This is a genomic window from Oleiagrimonas sp., assembly GCF_027858935.1.
GTDB lineage: Bacteria > Pseudomonadota > Gammaproteobacteria > Xanthomonadales > Rhodanobacteraceae > Oleiagrimonas.
On record NZ_JAQIBU010000319.1, the window covers coordinates 1 to 18272 of the forward strand.

General features: G+C 61.9%; 18 protein-coding genes. 4 read left to right on the plus strand and 14 right to left on the minus strand.

Annotation, left to right across the window (positions count from 1 at the left end; genetic code table 11):
- On the plus strand, positions 1-1527 hold a 1527-nt coding region (locus tag PF446_RS11950; protein WP_298071878.1), incomplete at its 5' end, for an aconitate hydratase.
- Positions 1528-1799: 272 nt separating this feature from the next.
- Positions 1800-3353 carry a glycosyl hydrolase family 39 gene (locus tag PF446_RS11955; RefSeq protein WP_298071880.1) on the plus strand — a complete coding sequence of 518 codons (1554 nt, stop codon included), beginning with the start codon at positions 1800-1802 and terminating at the stop codon, positions 3351-3353.
- Between the two features lie 219 nt (positions 3354-3572).
- Here PF446_RS11955 and PF446_RS11960 read toward each other — a convergent pair whose 3' ends face one another.
- The 13 genes from PF446_RS11960 to PF446_RS12020 all read right to left on the minus strand — a co-directional run bounded on the left by PF446_RS11960 (position 3573) and on the right by PF446_RS12020 (position 16402).
- On the minus strand, positions 3573-4370 hold the full coding sequence (locus PF446_RS11960; protein WP_298071882.1) for an SDR family NAD(P)-dependent oxidoreductase: 798 nt from the start codon (positions 4368-4370) through the stop codon (positions 3573-3575).
- A gap of 32 nt (positions 4371-4402) precedes the next feature.
- A complete protein-coding gene (locus tag PF446_RS11965; protein WP_298071884.1) occupies positions 4403-4762 on the minus strand; it encodes a hypothetical protein in 360 nt (119 codons plus the stop codon).
- Complete coding sequence (locus PF446_RS11970) at positions 4759-5571, minus strand: cytochrome c1 (protein ID WP_298071886.1); 813 nt, start codon at positions 5569-5571, stop codon at positions 4759-4761. The genes PF446_RS11965 and PF446_RS11970 overlap by 4 nt, the downstream gene beginning before the upstream one ends.
- A 79-nt stretch (positions 5572-5650) precedes the next feature.
- Positions 5651-7084, minus strand: a complete 1434-nt coding sequence (locus PF446_RS11975; protein ID WP_298071888.1) for a cytochrome b N-terminal domain-containing protein — start codon at positions 7082-7084, stop codon at positions 5651-5653.
- Between the two features lie 84 nt (positions 7085-7168).
- Positions 7169-7957 carry a c-type cytochrome gene (locus tag PF446_RS11980; RefSeq protein ID WP_298071890.1) on the minus strand — a complete coding sequence of 263 codons (789 nt, stop codon included), beginning with the start codon at positions 7955-7957 and terminating at the stop codon, positions 7169-7171.
- Positions 7958-8006: 49 nt separating this feature from the next.
- Positions 8007-8690, minus strand: a complete 684-nt coding sequence (petA, locus tag PF446_RS11985; protein WP_298071892.1) for a ubiquinol-cytochrome c reductase iron-sulfur subunit — start codon at positions 8688-8690, stop codon at positions 8007-8009.
- A gap of 544 nt (positions 8691-9234) precedes the next feature.
- Complete coding sequence (locus PF446_RS11990; protein ID WP_298071894.1) at positions 9235-9444, minus strand: DUF6624 domain-containing protein; 210 nt, start codon at positions 9442-9444, stop codon at positions 9235-9237.
- 24 nt (positions 9445-9468) lie between these two features.
- Entirely contained in the window at positions 9469-10419 is a 951-nt protein-coding gene (locus PF446_RS11995; RefSeq protein WP_298071896.1) for an IS481 family transposase, read from the minus strand.
- A gap of 66 nt (positions 10420-10485) precedes the next feature.
- Positions 10486-10698: a hypothetical protein gene (locus tag PF446_RS12000; RefSeq protein ID WP_298071898.1), complete on the minus strand. Its 213-nt coding sequence runs from the start codon at positions 10696-10698 to the stop codon at positions 10486-10488.
- A gap of 366 nt (positions 10699-11064) precedes the next feature.
- Positions 11065-12900, minus strand: coding sequence for a dihydrolipoyl dehydrogenase (gene lpdA, locus PF446_RS12005; protein ID WP_298071900.1), 1836 nt, complete (start codon positions 12898-12900; stop codon positions 11065-11067).
- Positions 12901-12912: 12 nt separating this feature from the next.
- Positions 12913-14004: a mechanosensitive ion channel domain-containing protein gene (locus PF446_RS12010; protein ID WP_298071902.1), complete on the minus strand. Its 1092-nt coding sequence runs from the start codon at positions 14002-14004 to the stop codon at positions 12913-12915.
- Positions 14001-15437 (minus strand): dihydrolipoyllysine-residue acetyltransferase, encoded by a 1437-nt coding sequence (locus tag PF446_RS12015; protein WP_298071904.1) that lies wholly within the window; start codon positions 15435-15437, stop codon positions 14001-14003. The genes PF446_RS12010 and PF446_RS12015 overlap by 4 nt, the downstream gene beginning before the upstream one ends.
- A gap of 176 nt (positions 15438-15613) precedes the next feature.
- Positions 15614-16402, minus strand: a complete 789-nt coding sequence (locus tag PF446_RS12020) for a mechanosensitive ion channel domain-containing protein (protein ID WP_298071906.1) — start codon at positions 16400-16402, stop codon at positions 15614-15616.
- Between the two features lie 167 nt (positions 16403-16569).
- On the opposite strand from PF446_RS12020, the gene PF446_RS12025 reads away from it, so the two are divergent.
- Positions 16570-17082: a TrmH family RNA methyltransferase gene (locus tag PF446_RS12025; RefSeq protein ID WP_298071908.1), complete on the plus strand. Its 513-nt coding sequence runs from the start codon at positions 16570-16572 to the stop codon at positions 17080-17082.
- Here PF446_RS12025 and PF446_RS12030 read toward each other — a convergent pair.
- The gene (locus PF446_RS12030; RefSeq protein WP_298071912.1) at positions 17079-17600 is read right to left on the minus strand and encodes a hypothetical protein; all 522 of its coding nucleotides are present in this window, start codon (positions 17598-17600) and stop codon (positions 17079-17081) included. The two genes, PF446_RS12025 and PF446_RS12030, sit on opposite strands and share 4 nt — an antisense overlap.
- Positions 17601-17864: 264 nt before the next feature.
- Between PF446_RS12030 and PF446_RS12035 the strand changes: the two genes are divergently transcribed.
- Positions 17865-18272, plus strand: a 408-nt coding sequence (locus PF446_RS12035; RefSeq protein WP_298071914.1) for a universal stress protein, incomplete at its 3' end; no start/stop codon positions are given.

Sequence of the window (18272 nt, forward strand, 5' to 3'; positions counted from 1 at the left end):
CTGGAAGTGGCCATGGCCATGGCCGGCGAGCCGCTGTACACCAAGATGCCGGAAATCTGGGGCGTGAAACTGACCGGCGAGCTGCCGGACTGGGTCTCGGCCAAGGATGTGATCCTGGAGATGCTGCGCCGTCACGACGTGGACGGTGGCGTGGGACGGATCATCGAATACTACGGTCCGGGCCTGAAACACCTTTCAGCCATGGACCGCCACGTGATCGCCAACATGGGCGCCGAGCTGGGCGCCACCACCACGGTATTCCCGTCCGACGATGCCGTGCGTCGGTTCCTGATCGCGCACGGGCGCGGCGACGACTGGATCGAGCTGGTGGCCGACGAAGGCGCCGAATACGACGTGCACGAGACCATCGACCTGTCCAACCTGCAGCCGCTGATCGCCAAGCCGTCCAGCCCCGGCAACGTGGTGCCGGTGGCCGAACTGGCCGGTGAACCGCTGTATCAGGCCTACATCGGCTCTTCCGCCAATCCTGGCTATCGCGACTATGCCATGGCCGCGGCGATAGTCGATGGCCGCACGGTCAGTGGCCAGGTTTCGTTCGACATCAACCCCAGCTCGCGCGGCATCCTCGCCACGCTGATGCGTGACGGTCATCTGATCCACCTGATCGAGGCCGGCGCTCGCCTGCACCAGGCCGGCTGCAACGGCTGCATCGGCATGGGCCAGGCCCCGGCCAGCGGCCGCAACAGCCTGCGCACCACCCCGCGCAACTTCCCCGGTCGTTCCGGCACGCGTGAGGACGCGGTGTTCCTGTGCAGTCCGGAAACCGCCACCGCCTCGGCACTGAAGGGCGTGATCAGCGACCCGCGCACGCTGGACATGGCCTACCCCGAAATCCACGACAGCGAACACCCGGTCGTGGACACCCGCAACCTGGCCGCGCCGCCGCCGTTGGCCGAGGCGCGCAACATCGAGCTGGTCAAGGGCCCCAATATCGCCTCCCTGCCGATGTTCGACCCGCTGCCCGATGCGCTCGAGCTGCCGGTGCTGCTGAAGGTCGGCGATGACATCTCCACCGACGAGATCATGCCCGCCGGCGCGCGCGTGCTGCCGTTCCGCAGCAACATCCCGAAGATCGCCGAGTTCGTCTACGAGCAGGTCGACGACAGCTACGCCCCACGCGCGAAGAAACAGGGCGACCACGCCATCGTCGGCGGCGAAAACTACGGCCAGGGCTCCTCGCGCGAGCATGCCGCGCTGGCGCCGCGCCACCTGGGCCTGCGCGCCGTGGTGGCCAAGGACTATGCGCGCATCCACTGGCAGAACCTGGTCAATTTCGGCGTGCTGCCGCTGACTTTTGCCGACCCGGCCGACTACGAAAGGCTCGAAAAGGGTGACGTGCTGACGCTGCACCATCTGCACGATGTCCTGGGCAAGGGCAACACGCTGGAAGCCTCGATCAAGGGCAAGGGGACGCTGAAACTCAAGCATCAGTTGTCGCCACGCCAGATCGATGTACTGCTGGACGGTGGCCTGATCAACTGGATGCGCCAGCGCACTGCGGCCTGATCGACACTACGAGGCCGAATGCCCCACCTATGCACGCTGCCCCTTGCAAAATCGATCCCCCGGGTCTCACGTCGATCCTCCAGCAGCCGCTGTGAGACCCGCGCGGGCCGCGCAATTCCTGGCTTGCAGAGCGCATCCGTACGGCATCCCGTACACCTCGACACACGAGTCAACGGTTCAGGGCATTGATGTAAACGTTTACAACGTTCACTATTGCGTTCGCAGCGTGCTATCCCGCCCGCCTCCGAACTGATCTCCCAGGGAGAACACCCATGAACCGCATTCACCTCCTGCGCCAAGCCGGCTTGCTACTGTGCGTCCTGATGCTGGGCGTTGCCGCCTCAACAGCATCGGCAGCGCCCGCTGCGCCCGCAGTCCGCGTGCACGTCAATGCCCGCGCGCAAGGCACCGCTTTTCCGCATTTCTGGGAGCAGATGTTCGGCTCAGGGCGCGCCGTACTGGCGCTGCGCGACGACTATCGCAAGGATCTGGTGCACGTGAAACAGGCCACCGGATTCAGTTACGTGCGTCCGCACGGCATCCTTGATCGCGAGGTCGGCCTGTTCCACCTCAAGGACGGCAAGCCGGTCTACAACTTCTCGTATGTCGACCAGATCTACGACGGACTGCTGGCGCGAGGGGTGAAGCCGTTCGTGGAGCTGAGCTTCATGCCGCCGGACCTGGCCTCCGACCCCAAGGCCATCCACAGTTTCTGGTATCACCAGAACGTCTCGCCGCCAAAGAGCTACGCGCTGTGGGACGGCATGATCAAGGCCTTCGCCCGACACCTGATCCAGCGCTACGGCATCGACGAGGTGTCGAGCTGGTATTTCGAGGTCTGGAACGAACCGAACATCGACTTCTGGCGCGGCAAGCCCGCGCAGTCGACCTACTTCACGCTGTATGACCACACCGCGCGCGCGCTCAAGGCGGTCAGCCCGCGCCTTCGCGTGGGTGGCCCGGCCACCGCACAGGCGGCCTGGGTCCCGGCCTTCCTTGAGCATGCGAAGAAGGATCACGTGCCGGTCGATTTCGTCAGCACCCACGTCTACGGCGACGACACCGCCAAGAATGTGTTTCACACCGACGAGGACATCCCGCGCCGCGACATGGTCTGCCGCGCGGTGGGCAAGGTGCACAAGCAGATTCTGGCCTCGCCCTACCCGCACATGCCGCTGATCATGAGCGAGTACAACGCCTCCTACGCCAACCTGCCCAACGTCACCGACAGCGTGTTCATGGGCCCGTGGCTGGCCAACACCATCCGCGAATGCGCCGGCAAGATCCAGATCATGAGCTACTGGTCGTTCTCGGACGTGTTCGAGGAACAAGGCGTGGTCAAGACGCCGTTCTACGGAGGCTTCGGCCTGATCGCCGAGGATCGCATCGACAAACCGGTGTTCAACGCCTTCGCCATGCTGCACAGGCTCGGCCATGTGCGGCTTCCGGTGAAAGGCGACGATGTCCTGGCCACGCGCACCAAGGACGGCCATGTGGTGCTGGCGCTGTGGAACTACGCGCCGCCCGTGGGCAAGACCGCTGACTACACGCCTGGGAAACCGCAGGGATCCACACGGCACTTCTCGGTCGACGTCACCCATCTGGGCAACGCCACCCGGGCCACTGTATGGCGTCTGGACCGCGACCACGGCAACGTGATCAAGACTTTCAACGCGATGGGCCGCCCGGCCTTCCCCAGCCGCCAGCAGATCAGGGAATTGCGCGCAGCCGGACGCATGGCCCCGCCTGAGATCGTGCAGGTCAAGGATGGCCGCTTCGGCCTCGACATCCCGCCGCAGGGCCTGGTGGTCATGGAATTGCGCTGATCATAGACGACCCCGCCAAGCTACGTGCCGCTTGCAAAGCGACCCGGCGGACGGCCTTTGCATGCCGCACCGCATGACGATCTCCCCCAGCGGGGAGATCGTCGGGATCAGCCCCGTCCAGGCCCGCCCGGCCACTGGCAAGGCCCTTGGCCGACGATCCATGGATCCATCATCTGCGCACGCCACGTGTTCGGAGGCAAACGCCGGCGACTGATCCCTTCAACGGTCACCGGCGTCATCGCGAATGACGCGCCCCGACCAGGCCTTGGCTTCGGCGCTCATGGCGAAGAGATAGGGCCCCGTCACCTGATCCGGCAGCGGGTGGGCGCCCGGCTTCTCGCCGGGATAGTTTTGCCGCCGTCCCGTCGTCATTACCGGACCCGGATCGATGCCGATGACGCGCACCGGATGCGACGTGTCTGGTGCGTATTCCCGGGCAAGGACCTGCATCAGGGCCTCCTGCCCGGCCTTGGCCATGGCGAAACCGTTCCAGTAGGCCTTGGCACATGCGTGCAGCGAGAACACGACGACCGGATCGGTGGATTTGCGCAGCAAGGGCATCAGCCATTGCGTAAGGAAGAAAGGGGCGGCGAGATTGACATTCATCACTTTGGCCCAGGTCTTCGGCGCGTAGTGCTCAAACGGCGTGAGCTCGCCCGCCCAGGCCGCGTTGTTCAGCAATCCGTCCAGCAAGCCGAAACGACGCTCCACCTCGGTCGCTATGTCCCGCAGGTGAGCCAGGGTCATGCTGGAGAAATCCACTGGACACAAGACGGGCTCGGGCCAGCCCGATTCGACGAATTGCTTGTACGCTTCCTCGAGTCCCGACCGATGCCAGTCCAGCAAGATCGTCTGGGCACCATGGCGAGCATAGGCCGCAGCCACCGACCTGCCGATGCCATCGGCAGCGCCGGTGACCAGGACCACACGATCCGCCAGGAACCCCGGCTCGGGGGTAAAAGCGAGCAGCTGGTGCAGGGAGGGTGCCTGGGCACCCGGAATCTTTTGCGTGTTCATGCCCGGGACGACCTTGGAGACTACCTTATCTTTCAAATAACGCGCCCGCTGGCGTACAGGATCATCCCCTTCGCCACGCGGTACGCGTACCAGGCCCAGACCGGCAGCAACAACAGCACGCCGAAACCGAACGGGATGCTGAATCCGGCCAGTATCGACCATAGGAGGTACACAAACGTGGTGCGCAGCCGCCATTGGCGATGGCTCTGCAGGAACGGATCCGACCACTGCGCGGCGTCATCGCGCGTATCCTGATAAACCTCGTACCAGATGGCGAACACATACAGGAAGATGCCGGCGGCCATGGCCGCATAGGCGCGCCACGAAACCCGCCTGGCCGCCGACGCGTCGTGTTTGCCCAATGCTAGTTGTCCCACCGTGGATGCGATCATTTCACGGACCTCCACCAGCGTTCCTTGCTCGTGATGACCCGGCCCCAATAGATGCGATATATCAGGTACGTCAACAGGGAAAGCAAGACGAACAAGCCCAGGAACCATGGCCCCAGGCGCTCTCGCTCCTGCTGGTGCGGATGCGCCACGGCATAAAGGAAGTTCACGATATCCCGCGCCGTGCGGTCGAATTGCGCCTGTGTCATGCTGCCTTGGCTCAAGGGCTTGACTCCGATCGCCACCTCGGCCGGGCTTCCGTAACGCAACCCCTTGACCATCACCGGCTTCTGCAGGCCCTGGTAGGGCGCGAACACGTCCGGCATGGACGTGTTATGGAATACCGCGTTGTTCACGCCGGACGGCCTGCTCGGGTCCACGTAATAGGACGTCAGGTACGTATACAGCCAAGCCGGCGAGTGACGTCGGGCGATATCCGTCAGATCCGGTGGGGTGGTGCCGACGAACGCATGGATGATGGCGGGCGGCATGTTGGACGTGATGAGGTCGTGAAAGTGCCTGCCGTTGGTGCCGATGTCATGCATGAACTCGGACTTTTTCATCCCGAGCATCTGCGACAACGAACTGTAGCGGACGGCTTGCAGCGAATGGCAAGCCGTGCAGACATGCAGCGTGTACAACGCACCATTTCTCAACGCGGGCTTGTTGTTGAGGTCGATCTTGATCTGCTTCAGGGGTGCCTGAGTCGTTTTCAGTGAAGCGCTCGCACGTGGGCAAAAGACGCCCAGCAAACCCGTGGCCAAAACAAGCAACAGCAGTCTGCTTCCACGAATTGATATTAGATGTTTCATCACTTGCTCCGCCAGGATTTTCTGATTCCGCTTGTTCTCGTGAGAACGTCCAGTCCAGCATTTCCAACGCGACATGCTGTCAGTGGAAAATACCTCCAGCCGTGACCCGTTCCGGCACTGTCCTCGCGTCGCGAGCGAGCGAAGGAAAGACCACGGAAAGACCGAATATGAGAAGCATGTACGCTGCGGGAATCCAGTCTGTCTGCAGCATCAGGTGCCAGCCGTGGGCGTGAATCGAATACATCCAAACATCGATGAGCCAGACCACCAGTTCTGCCGCCACGAACCAGACCACTTTGGTCAGCAACGTGCGTTCGCGGTTGAAGAAGGGAAGCAGCAGGAACGTGGCATAGAACACTTCGGTGATATGCAGTCCGTAGACCATGTCGTGCTGGGTCGCTGAGCCATGTGCAATAAGACCCAGCCAGATGAATGATGCAGGCAGCATCAGGATATTTATCTTGTACAGCACCGATCGATATCGAATGGAGCGGATCGGGTTTCGGTCAAGCAGCGGCAGGCATGCCAGAAGTGCAAACGAACCGGCGAAAGCCATGATGCCGTACATCTTGTTAGGTATTCCGCGCAACATCGCGTAGAAGGGCAGGAAAAACCACAGGGGGTGAATGTCGCTTGGGGTATGCAAGATGTTCGCCGGCGTGTAATTGAGCTTGTCCAGCAACAGGCCCCAACCACTGGGTTTGTAGAAAACGAACCAGAAAAAGATCACGAAGAACACGCTGACGCCAAAAAGGTCCTTCACGGTGTAGTACGGATGGAAGGGAATGCCGTCCCGGGGCCAATCGGTCTCATTGACGTTTTCGTGTATCTCGATGCCGTCGGGGTTGTTCGATCCAACCTGGTGCAACGCGATCATGTGCACCAGAACCAGCGCCAGCAACAACAGCGGCATCAGGAACACGTGGAAAACGAAGAAACGATTGAGTGTCGGCGCACCAATCACGAACGAACCGCGCAGCCATTCGGCTATCGGCTTTCCGATCCCGGGTATGGCCGTGGCGAAATTAGTCACCACCGCCGACCCCCAGTAGGACATCTGCCCCCACGGGAGCAGGTACCCGAGGAATGCCTCGGCCGCCAGGACCAGATAGATGAAGATGCCGACCAGCCACAACAGTTCACGGGGTTTTTTGTAGGAGCCGTACATGATGGCGCGGTACATGTGCAGGTACACCAGCATGAAGAATGCCGAGGCTCCCACGATGTGCATGCTGCGTATCAGCCATCCCCAATGCGAGTCTCGTTCGATGCCACGCAGGACGGACCAGTACGCCAGGTGCGGATTGGGCTGGTAATGAATAGCCAGGAACAGGCCCGTCGCCAGTTGTAAGACCAGCACCAGCAGCGCCAACGAACCGAAGAAGTACCAGAGGTTGAAATTCTTTGGCGCGGGGTAACGCGTCAGCTGGGTCCGCCAGAACGAGGAGATGGGCAGGCGCTCGTCGAACCAGTCGAATATGCCGACCAGCAGTTTTTTTTTGTCGTCGTTCATGACGTCTCTGACCCCTTGATACATATGGCGGGAGAATGCAACCGGGCGAAGGTTTTCTCACTGTGGTCCGGCTTGACGATGGATTCACTCATGGCTCGACGATGCGGGTGCAGGAGCGCTCTTGCTCGTGCCCGCATCCCTCCCGGCATGCCTGGCGTGCAAGGCACGGGTGTATTTAACGAAGTCTTTCGGGCCGATACCGAGCGTGGTGTCAGGATTCAACTCCTCCACATACGCAGCCACCGCGGACATTTGCTTGGACGTCAATTTCCTGGCGATGACGTACATGACGTGCCCGGTGCTGTTTTTGCGCTTTCCTCTGGCAAACTTCTGCAACTGGGCAACGATGTAGGCCGCGTGCTGTCCGGCCAGGCTTGGCACGGCCATGGGGCCATTGCCCTCGCCGGCCAGGCCATGGCAAGCGGCACACGCAGGAATCCGGTCCGCATGTTCGCCGCGTGTAAAGAGGGCCTTGCCCAGAAGATGTTGGGCGTCGCTGGACGTCCCAGCATGACTGGATGCTGCCCACATCGGCTTCATTAGATGAAAATAGGCAGCAATGTCATCAAGGTTCCGATCCCCAGATGACGCGGGGATGGTCATGGCCATGCCGCTCATGATGCTGGACACACGCTTGCCATCCTTGAAATCCTGCAACTGTTTGAGGATGTAACCGTATTTCTGTCCGGCGAGATTCGGGTAGGACGGCGTGGTGGCGATGCCGTTGCCTCCATGACAGGCCGTGCACACCGTCACCAGATTCTTGCCTTGTGCGGCGGCGCCGGCAGGCGGCTGGCCATGGCTCTTTCCGTTGGCATGCACAGGCACAATGACAAGGATGGCGACCAGGCATGTGGCCAAAAATGATTTCATCGTGGTTCACCCATTGGTATTCCGACATCGACGGCGTGGCGTCAGCCATTCACCAGATAAGCGGGGTCCAGCCCTTGTCCTTCCCGTTCGTATCCATCTCTCCAATCCGGGCGACCGAATCAGATTTCCAGTAATAGGGCGGGATAGGTATGTTCAACGGCGCCGGCGATCCTTCGACGACGCGCGCGGAAAAGTCGTACATCGAGCCATGGCAGGGACAATGAAATCCGCCAGGCCACCACGCTGTGACCGTATGTGGCGATGGCCGATAGGCAGGGATGCACTGCATGTGCGTGCAAAGCGCCACGGCGATGAAATATTCGGGCCGCAAGGCGCGGTAATTGCCGTTGATGAATGCCGGGGACGGTTGCTGGCCCTGTTCGCTACGGGGGTCCTTCAACCGCCCCAGCAGTGACTTTTTGGAAAGCGTCTTCAGCATCCAGTCCTGGCGCCGGAGGATCCAGACGGGCTTCTTCTTCCACTCGACCATGATCAATTGACCGGGCTCCATCCGGCTTACGTCCACATCGATCGGGGCCCCCAGCGCCTGGACGTCCTTGCCCGGATTCATGTTGTCGATCAAAGCGTCCGCGAACAGGCCGATGGCGCCGGCCCCAAGCACACTGGCTGTCGAAATCAGGAATTTCCTTCGTGCGCCATCGGTTTCGGGCTCGGGACGGATGGAATCCATCCTGATGGCACCCGACTGCAGCGACTCTTCTCTGCTTTTCATGGTTCTACCTACTTGTCATTCAACGTGCCGTAACCGGCGCCACACCTTTCCTCACCCTCGCCATCGGTTGCCTTCATGTGCTCAAGACAGCCAACGCGGTTCGCCCATGGCACAGGTGGTGCGACGAAAACGCAAAACCTCCGGAAACTCATGCGCAACCCCATGCCAGGGATCCTCCAGACCCCGTTCCATTCATCGATCATCCTGGGGTGAAGACATTCGCGTACAGGTCTTGCTCGTCTGCAACTCACGCGCCTACTTGAAGAGCATCAACCATGCTTGACTACAACTTTTTATTTATAGCTAAAAATATAGGAATCCGTATTGAGGCAGATCAATTCCAGAAAATCTTGCGTCGGTCGCACCACCCTTCCCCGCGCAAGAACGTACGCGTGCGTGCACGCAGGCGACTGCCAGCTGCGGAATGTAGGTCGTGTGCCAGGACAAGGGGGCGCCACGGACCGGCCACGAGTGGCCTGGGGCTTGCGGGATCACCGCGCACAATGCTGCAGCGATCCGACGCTCGGCGGTCCGGACGGATCGCTCAGCGCTTTTTGGAAGGCGAGCCGTACGTCGCGCGGATCACGCACAGGTACTCTCTGACCAGCATCAGGTCCATGCGCGCACGGCACTGGTCCAGCCCCGTGAGTGGCCCTTCGATCGGCCGCAGGACATAGTTGCCGTCCTGGACGGTGATCTGGTTGCCGTAGATCTGCTTCTTGTGCTGCGCCAGTCGCACGCGGTCCGTGAACATGGCGAAATCCTGGCGCAGGAACGGCTAGGTGTGTAAACCCAGCACGTTGTTCAGTGCCAGGGGAATGCGAGTGATCGGTGGGCGGTAGCCGAGGCTGGCATGGAGGCGATGCCAGTTGTACTCATGCAGCCAGTGATTGAGGTGTGCGGCGCGCTGGGCCGAAGTGGCGTAGCTGCGTGCGTAGGCCCACTCGCGCAGAGCTGTCTGGATGAATCGCTCGGCTTTGCCATTGGTGCGCGGGGTATAAGGCCGGGTGCGCTTGTGCGTGATGCCAAGACGGCGTAGCAAGCGCTTGAACAGGCCTGAGCGGTAGCACGATCCGTTGTCGGTGAGGATGCGGGTAAAGCGTACGCCCAGATGGCGGTAATAGCGCAGCGCCTTGAGTAGCGCCTTGCAGGCACTGACGGCCTGTTCGTTAGGCTCGATGCTGCTGAAAGCCACCCGCGAATGGTCGTCGATGGCGACATGCACGTACTCCCATCCGATGCCGCGCGATTCTTTGCTGGGGATGCCTGTGACGCGATGGCCGGGCTCGCGGAACCGAGCCAGCTTCTTGATATCCAGGTGCAGCAAGTCGCCAGGCGCATCGTGTTCGTAGCGCTGAATGGGCGCGGCCGGCTCCAGCGCCGTCAGCCGATTGAGGCCCGCCGATCTCAGTATGCGACCTACGGTGCTCGGTGCCAGCCCCACCGTAGCGGCAATGGTTTGATAGGTCTGGCGGGCACGGCGCTTCTCGATAGCCTGGACGATTTTGGTTGCGCCAGTGGCATGGGGACATGTATGCGGCCGCGAGGAGCGGTTCGCCAACCCACGCGCGCCTTCCTCCCGAAACCGTCGTAGCCATTTGTAGGCCGTAGGCACGCTGACGCCCGAGGCATGCGCTGCCTCCTCGACGCGCAGGCCATGCTCCGTGATACGCCTGACAAGAAGGTCTCGACTAAAGGGTGTCAAACGGGCACCTTTATGCATGTTCATCCGGGGCTCCTGAAGGGTTAGATGGTTCGCACCTCCAGTCTTTCGGGTTTGCCTCGGATGAACAACTTACTGAGAGATCACAGCTAAGGACGCCAGCCACGGCTTTAGCTGCGCCAGCACTTCGGCCTGAAAGGCCGGATCACGGGCGGCGTGCTGGGTCAGCAGCCAGGCAGCATCGATGCCGTTCACGCCGACGCGCTCGAGCGTCGGAAAACCATGCGCGGCCACCTGCCGCTTGAGCCAGACCAGGTTGGCCTTGTCGACCCTTGTCGACCTCAAGCAGGTGACGGAAATCGGCTGGTGTCGGCTTCACGGATGTCGTCATGGCCTTTCGGCGTGCCGCCTGATCCGCCTTCGCGCGTTTGACGAGCGCTCTGGCCAGCGTCATGTCGGTGAGCTTTTGTGCGGCCAGTGGTTTCACCTCGGCCAGCAAGCGCTGATGGTAATCGTGGATCCACTTTTGCGTGGCGGGACAGACCGCCCCGTGCAGGCTTTTGCAATCCGCCCGCCCGGGAACACAGGGGCAAGCCCAGTGCCATGAGCCCTGCTGCGACTATGCATAGATGCGTGATGCGCATCTGTCCAATCCCTTGTTGAAGTCAGGCCCAGGGTAACGCGCGCGTCGCGTGTCTTCTGGGCCCGCACTCACTTCTTCTTTTTTGGTATGTACAGGTCGGTGATCGTGCCTTCGAAAACCTCGGCTGCCATGCCCACCGACTCGCTCAGGGTCGGATGCGGATGGATGGTCAGGCCGATGTCTGCGGCCTCGCATCCCATCTCGATCGCCAACGCCAGTTCGCTGATGAGATCACCCGCATGCACGCCGACGATACCGGCACCGATGATGCGGTTGGTATCCTTGTCGAAGATCAGCTTGGTGAAGCCCTCGGTACGGTCGATACCGATGGCACGGCCCGAAGCCGCCCACGGAAACTTGCCTACACCCACATCAAGGCTTTTCTCCTTGGCCTCGCGCTCGGTTACGCCAACCCAGGCAACCTCCGGATCGGTGTAGGCCACCGACGGGATCACACGCGCGTCGAACTGGCTCTTCATGCCGGCGCAGACTTCGGCTGCGACCTTGCCTTCGTGGCTGGCCTTGTGCGCCAACATCGGTTGACCGACCAGATCACCGATGGCGAAGATGTGCTCGACGTTGGTGCGCATCTGCCGGTCAACCGCGATGAAGCCCTTGTCGCTGACCTCGACCCCGGCCTTGTCGGCGCCGATGCGCCCTCCGTTGGGGCTGCGCCCGATCGACACCAGCACACGGTCGAAGATCGCACCATCGGGCTGGTCATCACCCTCGAAGCCTACTTTGATGCCGTTCTTCTGCGCCTTGGCCTCGACCACCTTGGTCTTCAGATGGATGCCCTTGTAGCGCTTGGCGATGCGCTGGGCCAGCGGCTTGACCAGGTCCTTGTCGGCACCGGGCATCAGCTGGTCCATGAGTTCGACGACCGTGACTTCGCTGCCCAGCGCGGCGTACACGGTCGCCATTTCCAGACCGATGATGCCGCCGCCGACCACCAGCAGTTTCTTCGGGAGGTCCTTCAGTTCCAGCGCACGTGTGGAATCCATGATGCGCGCGTCATCCCACGGGAACATCGACAGCTTCACGGGCTGACTGCCCGCAGCGATGATGGCCTTCTCGAACCGGATGAGGGTGCTGCCGTCCTCGCCCTCGACCTCCAGCTCATGCGGTGAGAGGAAGCTACCGCTGCCCTGCACCACACGCACCTTGCGCTGTTTGGCCATGGACTTCAGCCCACCGGTGAGCTTGCCCACCGCCTTGTCCTTGAAGTCGCGCAATTTGTCCAGGTCGATCTTCGGGTCGCCAAAGGTGATCCCGTGCGCCTGGGATGCGGCGGCCTCGTCGATCACTTCCGCAGCGTGCAACAGCGCCTTGGAGGGGATGCAGCCGACATTGAGGCATACGCCACCGAGGCTGGCATAGCGCTCGACCAGCACGGTGTCCTGGTCCATGTCGGCCGCGCGGAAGGCTGCGGTGTAGCCGCCGGGACCTGACCCCAGCACCAGCACCTGGCACTCGATGTCGGCCTTGCGGCCGGTTTCCGAGGCATTGGCAGCCGAAGCAGGCGCTGGCGCGGGCTGAGGCGCCGGGGCCTGTTTCGCAGCTCCGGCATCACTCTTGCCGGGCTCTTTGGTCTGTTTGGCCGCGGGCTCAGGCGCTGCGGAATCGTCATCGCTGCCGTCGTCGGAGTCACTTTCCCCGGCATCATCGGGTTCGAGCAGGATCATGACGCTTCCCTCGGAAACCTCATCGCCCTCGGACACCTTGACCTCCCTCACGGTGCCGCTGGCAGAAGACGGCACTTCCATGGTGGCCTTGTCCGATTCCAGCGTGATCAGTCCCTGCTCTTTTTCAACCTTGTCGCCAGGAGAGACCAGTACCTCGATGACGGGCACATGGTCGAAGTCGCCCATGTCGGGCACTTTTATCTCGATGGTCTTGGCCATACCTTGCTTCCTTCAGGTTCTTGACGAGCCGTCGTCGACGGCCGGTGAATCAGTGTCCGACGCCTTCGCCTCCGCGATCTCGCGCTCGATGTCGCGCACAGCGTCGTTGTCGTGCAAGCGTCCGACATCGGACGCAGACTTGTCGCCGGAAGGTGTATCGGCCTGTCCGCTGGTCCGGCGCCAGCTGCGCACGTGCAAGTCGCGCTGCGGGAAGGGGATCTCGATACCGTAGCTTTCCAGCGACGTGTGCAGTGCCCAGTAATAGGCGGCTGATACCGCGCCGGGACGGCGGGTGGCTTCGGCGTTCAGCCAAACCACGAGCTGGAAGTCCAGCGATGAATCGCCAAACCCTGTCAACCAGACCTGGGGGGCACGTGCACCTTCGTTGGTCAACGTGAAGGGCACCTCAGCGGCAGCCTCCAGAGCAGCCTTTTTCACCAGATCCTTGTCCGTGCCGTAGGCCACGCCGAACGGAATCTTGGTTCGCCGCGAAACCTCGCGCAGGGTCCAGTTGACCACTCGGCCGTTCACGAATTCCGAGTTCGGCACCAGGATGTCGATATTGTCGTTGGTGCTGATGCGGGTGGCGCGAATGTAGATGTCGCGCACGTTGCCATGTACACCCGATGCCAGCTCGACGAAGTCGCCGACCTTCAGGCTGCGCTCGAACAGCAGGATCAGGCCGGATACGAAATTGTTGAAGATAGCCTGCAGGCCAAAGCCCAGACCCACGCCAAGGGCACCGGCAAACACCGTCATCTTGGACATCGGTACGCCGGCAATATTCAGCGCCCAGAGCCCGCCTATGGCCATCAGCAGGTAGTGGATCAGCCGTTCGATCGTGTAGATCGAGGACTGGTTGATACTGCCGTGGACACGGCTGTACCGGCTCAGCAGGGACTTGATGACCGCCGATCCGATCATGAACAGCAGCAGCAGCAGGGCCGCACCCAGGATCGAGCCCAGGGTGACCTTCACGCCACCGAGCTTGATACCCATGTTCAGCCACTCGACAATCTGGTCCAGCCCGTGGTTGACCGCTTTGGGAGCGCCCGGAATGGTTCCGGGATTCGCCAGCATATGCGTGGCCAGATCTGTGATCACAGCAACAACCGGCGGATATCACCCAGCACACGCGCAAGATAGGCGGTGAAACGCGCGGCATCAGCCCCATCCACGACGCGATGGTCGTAGGACAGCGACAACGGCAACATCAGGCGCGGCTGGAACGACTCGCCGTCCCACACCGGCTGCATGGAGGAACGCGACACGCCCAGGATGGCCACCTCCGGCGCGTTCACGATCGGCGTGAATGCCGTACCGCCGATGCCGCCCAGCGAGGAGATCGAGATGCAACCCCCGGACATCTGCGCCGGCCCCAGTTTCTTTTCACGCGCCTTGCCCGACAGCTCGCCCAACTCGCGCGCCAGCTCCAGCAGGCCCTTCTTTTCGCAATCACGCAACACCGGCACCACCAGCCCGTCCGGCGTGTCCACGGCGATACCGATGTGGAAATATTTCTTCAGGATCAGCTTCTCGCCGGACGCATCCAGTGAGGCGTTGAACTGTGGGAATTGCTTGAGCGCAGCCACCATGGCCTTGATCAGGAACACCAGCGGCGTGACCTTGAGGTCGTCGTTCTCGCGGCCCAGCTTCTTGCGGAAGGCCTCCATCTCGGTGATGTCGGCCTGGTCGTGCTGGGTCACGTGCGGAATCATGGCCCAGTTGCGCGCCAGGTTGGCGCCGGAAATCTTCTTGATGCGCGAGAGCTGCTTTTCCTCGATCTCTCCGAACTTGGCGAAGTCGACCTTCGGCCACGGCAACAGATCGAGACCGCTGCCGCCACCGCTGGAACCGCCGCTGGGCCGCGCACCGGAGGCCAATGCATGCTTGACCCAGTCCTGCACGTCCTCACGCACGATCCGGCCCTTGCGGCCGCTGCCCTTGACCTGATGCAGGTCCACGCCCAGCTCGCGCGCAAAGGCGCGCACCGCCGGACTGGCGTACGGAGCATCTCCCGGCATCACCACGTTGGCATCGAAGGGCACCGGCGGCGTGCGCTTTTCTCCCGCGTCGGTCTCGCGCTCGCTGGATGCGTCACCGGCGCCGTCCCCGGACGCCTGCGCAGCGGAATCGTCGCCCTGGCGCCGGTCGGCAGCCGGCGCGGATGATTTCGATCCGGTGTCGTTTCCGGTGCCCGCCTGGGTATCAGCCGGTTTCTTGCCCGAAGCCTTCTCCGGAGCCTTCTCCGCCTCCGACTCTGCATCGTCGTCGGAGGCTTCACCGCTCCCGCTCTCGTCCGGCTCGTAGGTCGCGATTACGGTCCCCTCGGCCACCTCGTCGCCCTCGCTGACCTTGACCTCCTTGATGGTTCCGGGGCCTGGCGAGGGGACCTCCATGGTGGCCTTGTCCGATTCCAGCGTGATCAACCCCTGGTCCTTTTGAACCGAGTCACCCGGCTGGACCAGCACCTCAATGACGGGGACGCCATCGAAGTCACCGATATCCGGGACGCGTATTTCCTTGACTTGGGCCATGGATCCTCCTGACGGGGTTGTACGGAACCGGCGACAATGCCGGCAAACATGGGGGGAACGTCCATGATAAGACGAATTGCCGCGCTTGTTTCACATCCGCACATTTTCGCTGCCCGATTTTGCTGTTTTGGGCCCTGATCGGGATCGTACGGAAGAGCCTGCGCGAGCGGCTACGGCTAGGCAGGCGGACGGTTGGTAATCTCGCGCTGCGGAAACGGAATCGTGATGCCCTCTGCGTCGAAGCGTTCCTTGACCGCACGCACAAACTCGGTCTGCACCGCCCAGAAATCAGAGGACGTCGCCCAACCGCGGATCAACAGATTGACACTGGAATCGCCCAACTCGGTCGTCCAGACACCCGGCGCGGGGTCCTCTAGGATCCGCTTGTCCACCTTGAACAAGTCCCGCACTGCATCCATGGCCTTGCCGATATCGTCGTGATAGCCGATCCCGACCTTGACCTCGAAGCGGCGTGTGCCGCGCGAATTGAAGTTGATGACCGTGTTGCTACCGACCTTGGCATTGGGAATCACCACGTCGCGTCCGTCAGAGGCGATCAACCAGGTCTGCATCAGGTCGATGCGGTCGACCGTGCCGAGTTGGGAGGCCACCTCGACGAAGTCACCAACACGGAACGGTCGGAAAATGATCAACAGCACGCCCCATGCGAGGTTGGACAGCGAACCTTGCAGCGACAAACCGATGGCCAGTCCGGCGGCGCCCAGCGCAGCCAAGAACGATGCCGATGGAATGCCTGCCTGGGTCAGCGCGGCGACCACCACCATGGTGACGATGATTCCGTACATCACATTGCGCAGGAAACGCACGAGGGTATCGTCCACCCTTGCCCGCTGCATGGCGAGGCGTCCCAGGTTGGCCACTCGTGCGGCTACCCACAGGCCGACGATCAGGACCAGCAGCGCGACAAGCACCTTCACGCCATAGGCCTTCAGCTCCGCCGCCATGTGAGGCATGCCCCAACGGTTGAAAAACTCCTGCATGTTGCCACCTATCTCAAAGATGTATCGGCGCAGATTATCATTTCATGTACCTGCAGCTCTTCACATCACAGACATTTCCGACCCTGCATGCCATCCGGTACATTGATGGTACTGTGGCGCTATGAAAAGCAATGGTGCCGCAATGTGCAGTCGCGCCCCGGCCCGCATGCCGTAACCCTCGTGCTGGACCGGCTGAAGGCCGACTTCAACGTACCCAAGATCTTTCGCAGTGCCGAGGCCTTCGGTGCTCATGCCGTACACTTGATGGATGTCGGCCCGTTCGATCCGGCGCCGGCCAAGGGCGGCTTCAAGCATGTACCGGACTGGCTTCACGATACTTTCGATGCCTGCCTGAACCACTGGATCGAAAGGGGTTCACGATCGTCGCACTCGACCCGTTCGCCGACACGCTGCTGCATGAAATCAGACTTCCCGATCGATGCGCTTTCGTGCTCGGACACGAGCTGCACGGTCTGAGCCCCGAGGCCCGCGCCATCCGCAAGGCGCATTTCGTGCGCATCCCCCAATGGGGTGCAGTGGACAGCCTCAACGTCGCCGTGGCTACATCGGTAGCATTGTATGAGTACGCCCGCCAGCACGGCACCCGGGTCCCGTCGGCGCGGCCCAAAGCCCAGCGCAACTAGGTACCGCTTGCGTTCGCAGCAAAGCGCCGCCGCAGTGACGGCGTACCCAACTGCCACCACACCCAGCCAAGCAGCGGCACGGCAACCAGTTTCAGCGCCAGTCCCACCATGGTGATCCGGCGTGCCTGCAGATACAGCGTGTGTGCAATCCGCGGGTCAACGGCCTGGGCCATCATGTCCGTGCTGGCGAGGCTGAAACTTTGCCACTGCGCAAACAGCAAAACCCCGCTGGCCAGCGAGTACAGCGCCAGTCCGATGCAAACGCCACGAAGCATGCCGCGCGCCCATCTGCGCCACATCAGTGCTCCCGTCGTGGCCACCAGCATCACACCAGCCACCAGCACGTAGATCGCGTCCCAGACCAGCATCCACCACAATTTCGCATGCGCTGTGGCCGGTCGGCCCAGCGCATGCAGCACGTGCGAAGCATGCGTGACGTATTGCAGGATGCCCCATGCCGAAAGCAGCAGAATGACCCAGACCAGAATGCGAAACGGGGTGTGGCGTGAATCAGACATGGGCCAGAGCTTACTTCCTGTTCGAAGTGGATGTGCGCAAAGTGACCACGGGCGATCACGTGCGCATCAAACCCGTAGTGTAGCGTCCGGAGCGCCCTGATCGCACCGCTCCCACGGCCAGACCTGATGGCACCGTGCAGGAGAAAAACCCGTCCGGTGCAAGGCCAACCGTACAGGCTCCAGCATGTATCCCCGGGTCACCATCGCCTGCAACTTTTTCGCATCGGTCGCATAATGTGAGGGTACCAGCAGCAGGATGTTGTCATGAGCAAACGTTATCTTGTGGGTTTTGATGGCTCTGATGCCTCGCGACGAGCCTTCGACCTCGCTCTGGACATGGCGCGCTGCAGTGGAGGCCGCGTGCGCGTGGTCAGCGTGCTGCAAGTGACCGAAGGCGGTTCCGAAGCCTGCGCCATGATGATGACGGACACTGGCGCGCGCAGCGCCCAGGCCATGATCGACGAGTTGCGCGCCACCGCCGGCGACATGGCCGACCGGATGGACAGCGAAGTCGTCTACGGCAGTCCCGGTGACGTCCTGCTGGCCCAGGTCACCGCCCACGACATCGATCACATGGTGATCGGACACAACGATCGCGGCGCACTGGCGCGCTGGCTGGTCGGCTCGGTCTCGCATGAGATCCTGAACAGCGCTCGCGTGCCGGTCACCATC

What these genes read in the sequence shown, in the direction of transcription:
- PF446_RS11955 (WP_298071880.1), top strand. Translation starts at nt 1,800, where the DNA reads ATGAACCGCATTCACCTCCTGCGCCAAGCCGGCTTGCTACTGTGCGTC.
- PF446_RS11960 (WP_298071882.1), bottom strand. Translation starts at nt 4,370, where the DNA reads ATGAACACGCAAAAGATTCCGGGTGCCCAGGCACCCTCCCTGCACCAG.
- PF446_RS11965 (WP_298071884.1), bottom strand. Translation starts at nt 4,762, where the DNA reads ATGATCGCATCCACGGTGGGACAACTAGCATTGGGCAAACACGACGCG.
- PF446_RS11970 (WP_298071886.1), bottom strand. Translation starts at nt 5,571, where the DNA reads ATGAAACATCTAATATCAATTCGTGGAAGCAGACTGCTGTTGCTTGTT.
- PF446_RS11975 (WP_298071888.1), bottom strand. Translation starts at nt 7,084, where the DNA reads ATGAACGACGACAAAAAAAAACTGCTGGTCGGCATATTCGACTGGTTC.
- PF446_RS11980 (WP_298071890.1), bottom strand. Translation starts at nt 7,957, where the DNA reads ATGAAATCATTTTTGGCCACATGCCTGGTCGCCATCCTTGTCATTGTG.
- petA (WP_298071892.1), bottom strand. Translation starts at nt 8,690, where the DNA reads ATGAAAAGCAGAGAAGAGTCGCTGCAGTCGGGTGCCATCAGGATGGAT.
- PF446_RS11990 (WP_298071894.1), bottom strand. Translation starts at nt 9,444, where the DNA reads ATGTTCACGGACCGCGTGCGACTGGCGCAGCACAAGAAGCAGATCTAC.
- PF446_RS11995 (WP_298071896.1), bottom strand. Translation starts at nt 10,419, where the DNA reads ATGAACATGCATAAAGGTGCCCGTTTGACACCCTTTAGTCGAGACCTT.
- lpdA (WP_298071900.1), bottom strand. Translation starts at nt 12,900, where the DNA reads ATGGCCAAGACCATCGAGATAAAAGTGCCCGACATGGGCGACTTCGAC.
- PF446_RS12015 (WP_298071904.1), bottom strand. Translation starts at nt 15,437, where the DNA reads ATGGCCCAAGTCAAGGAAATACGCGTCCCGGATATCGGTGACTTCGAT.
- PF446_RS12020 (WP_298071906.1), bottom strand. Translation starts at nt 16,402, where the DNA reads ATGGCGGCGGAGCTGAAGGCCTATGGCGTGAAGGTGCTTGTCGCGCTG.
- PF446_RS12025 (WP_298071908.1), top strand. Translation starts at nt 16,570, where the DNA reads ATGGTGCCGCAATGTGCAGTCGCGCCCCGGCCCGCATGCCGTAACCCT.
- PF446_RS12030 (WP_298071912.1), bottom strand. Translation starts at nt 17,600, where the DNA reads ATGTCTGATTCACGCCACACCCCGTTTCGCATTCTGGTCTGGGTCATT.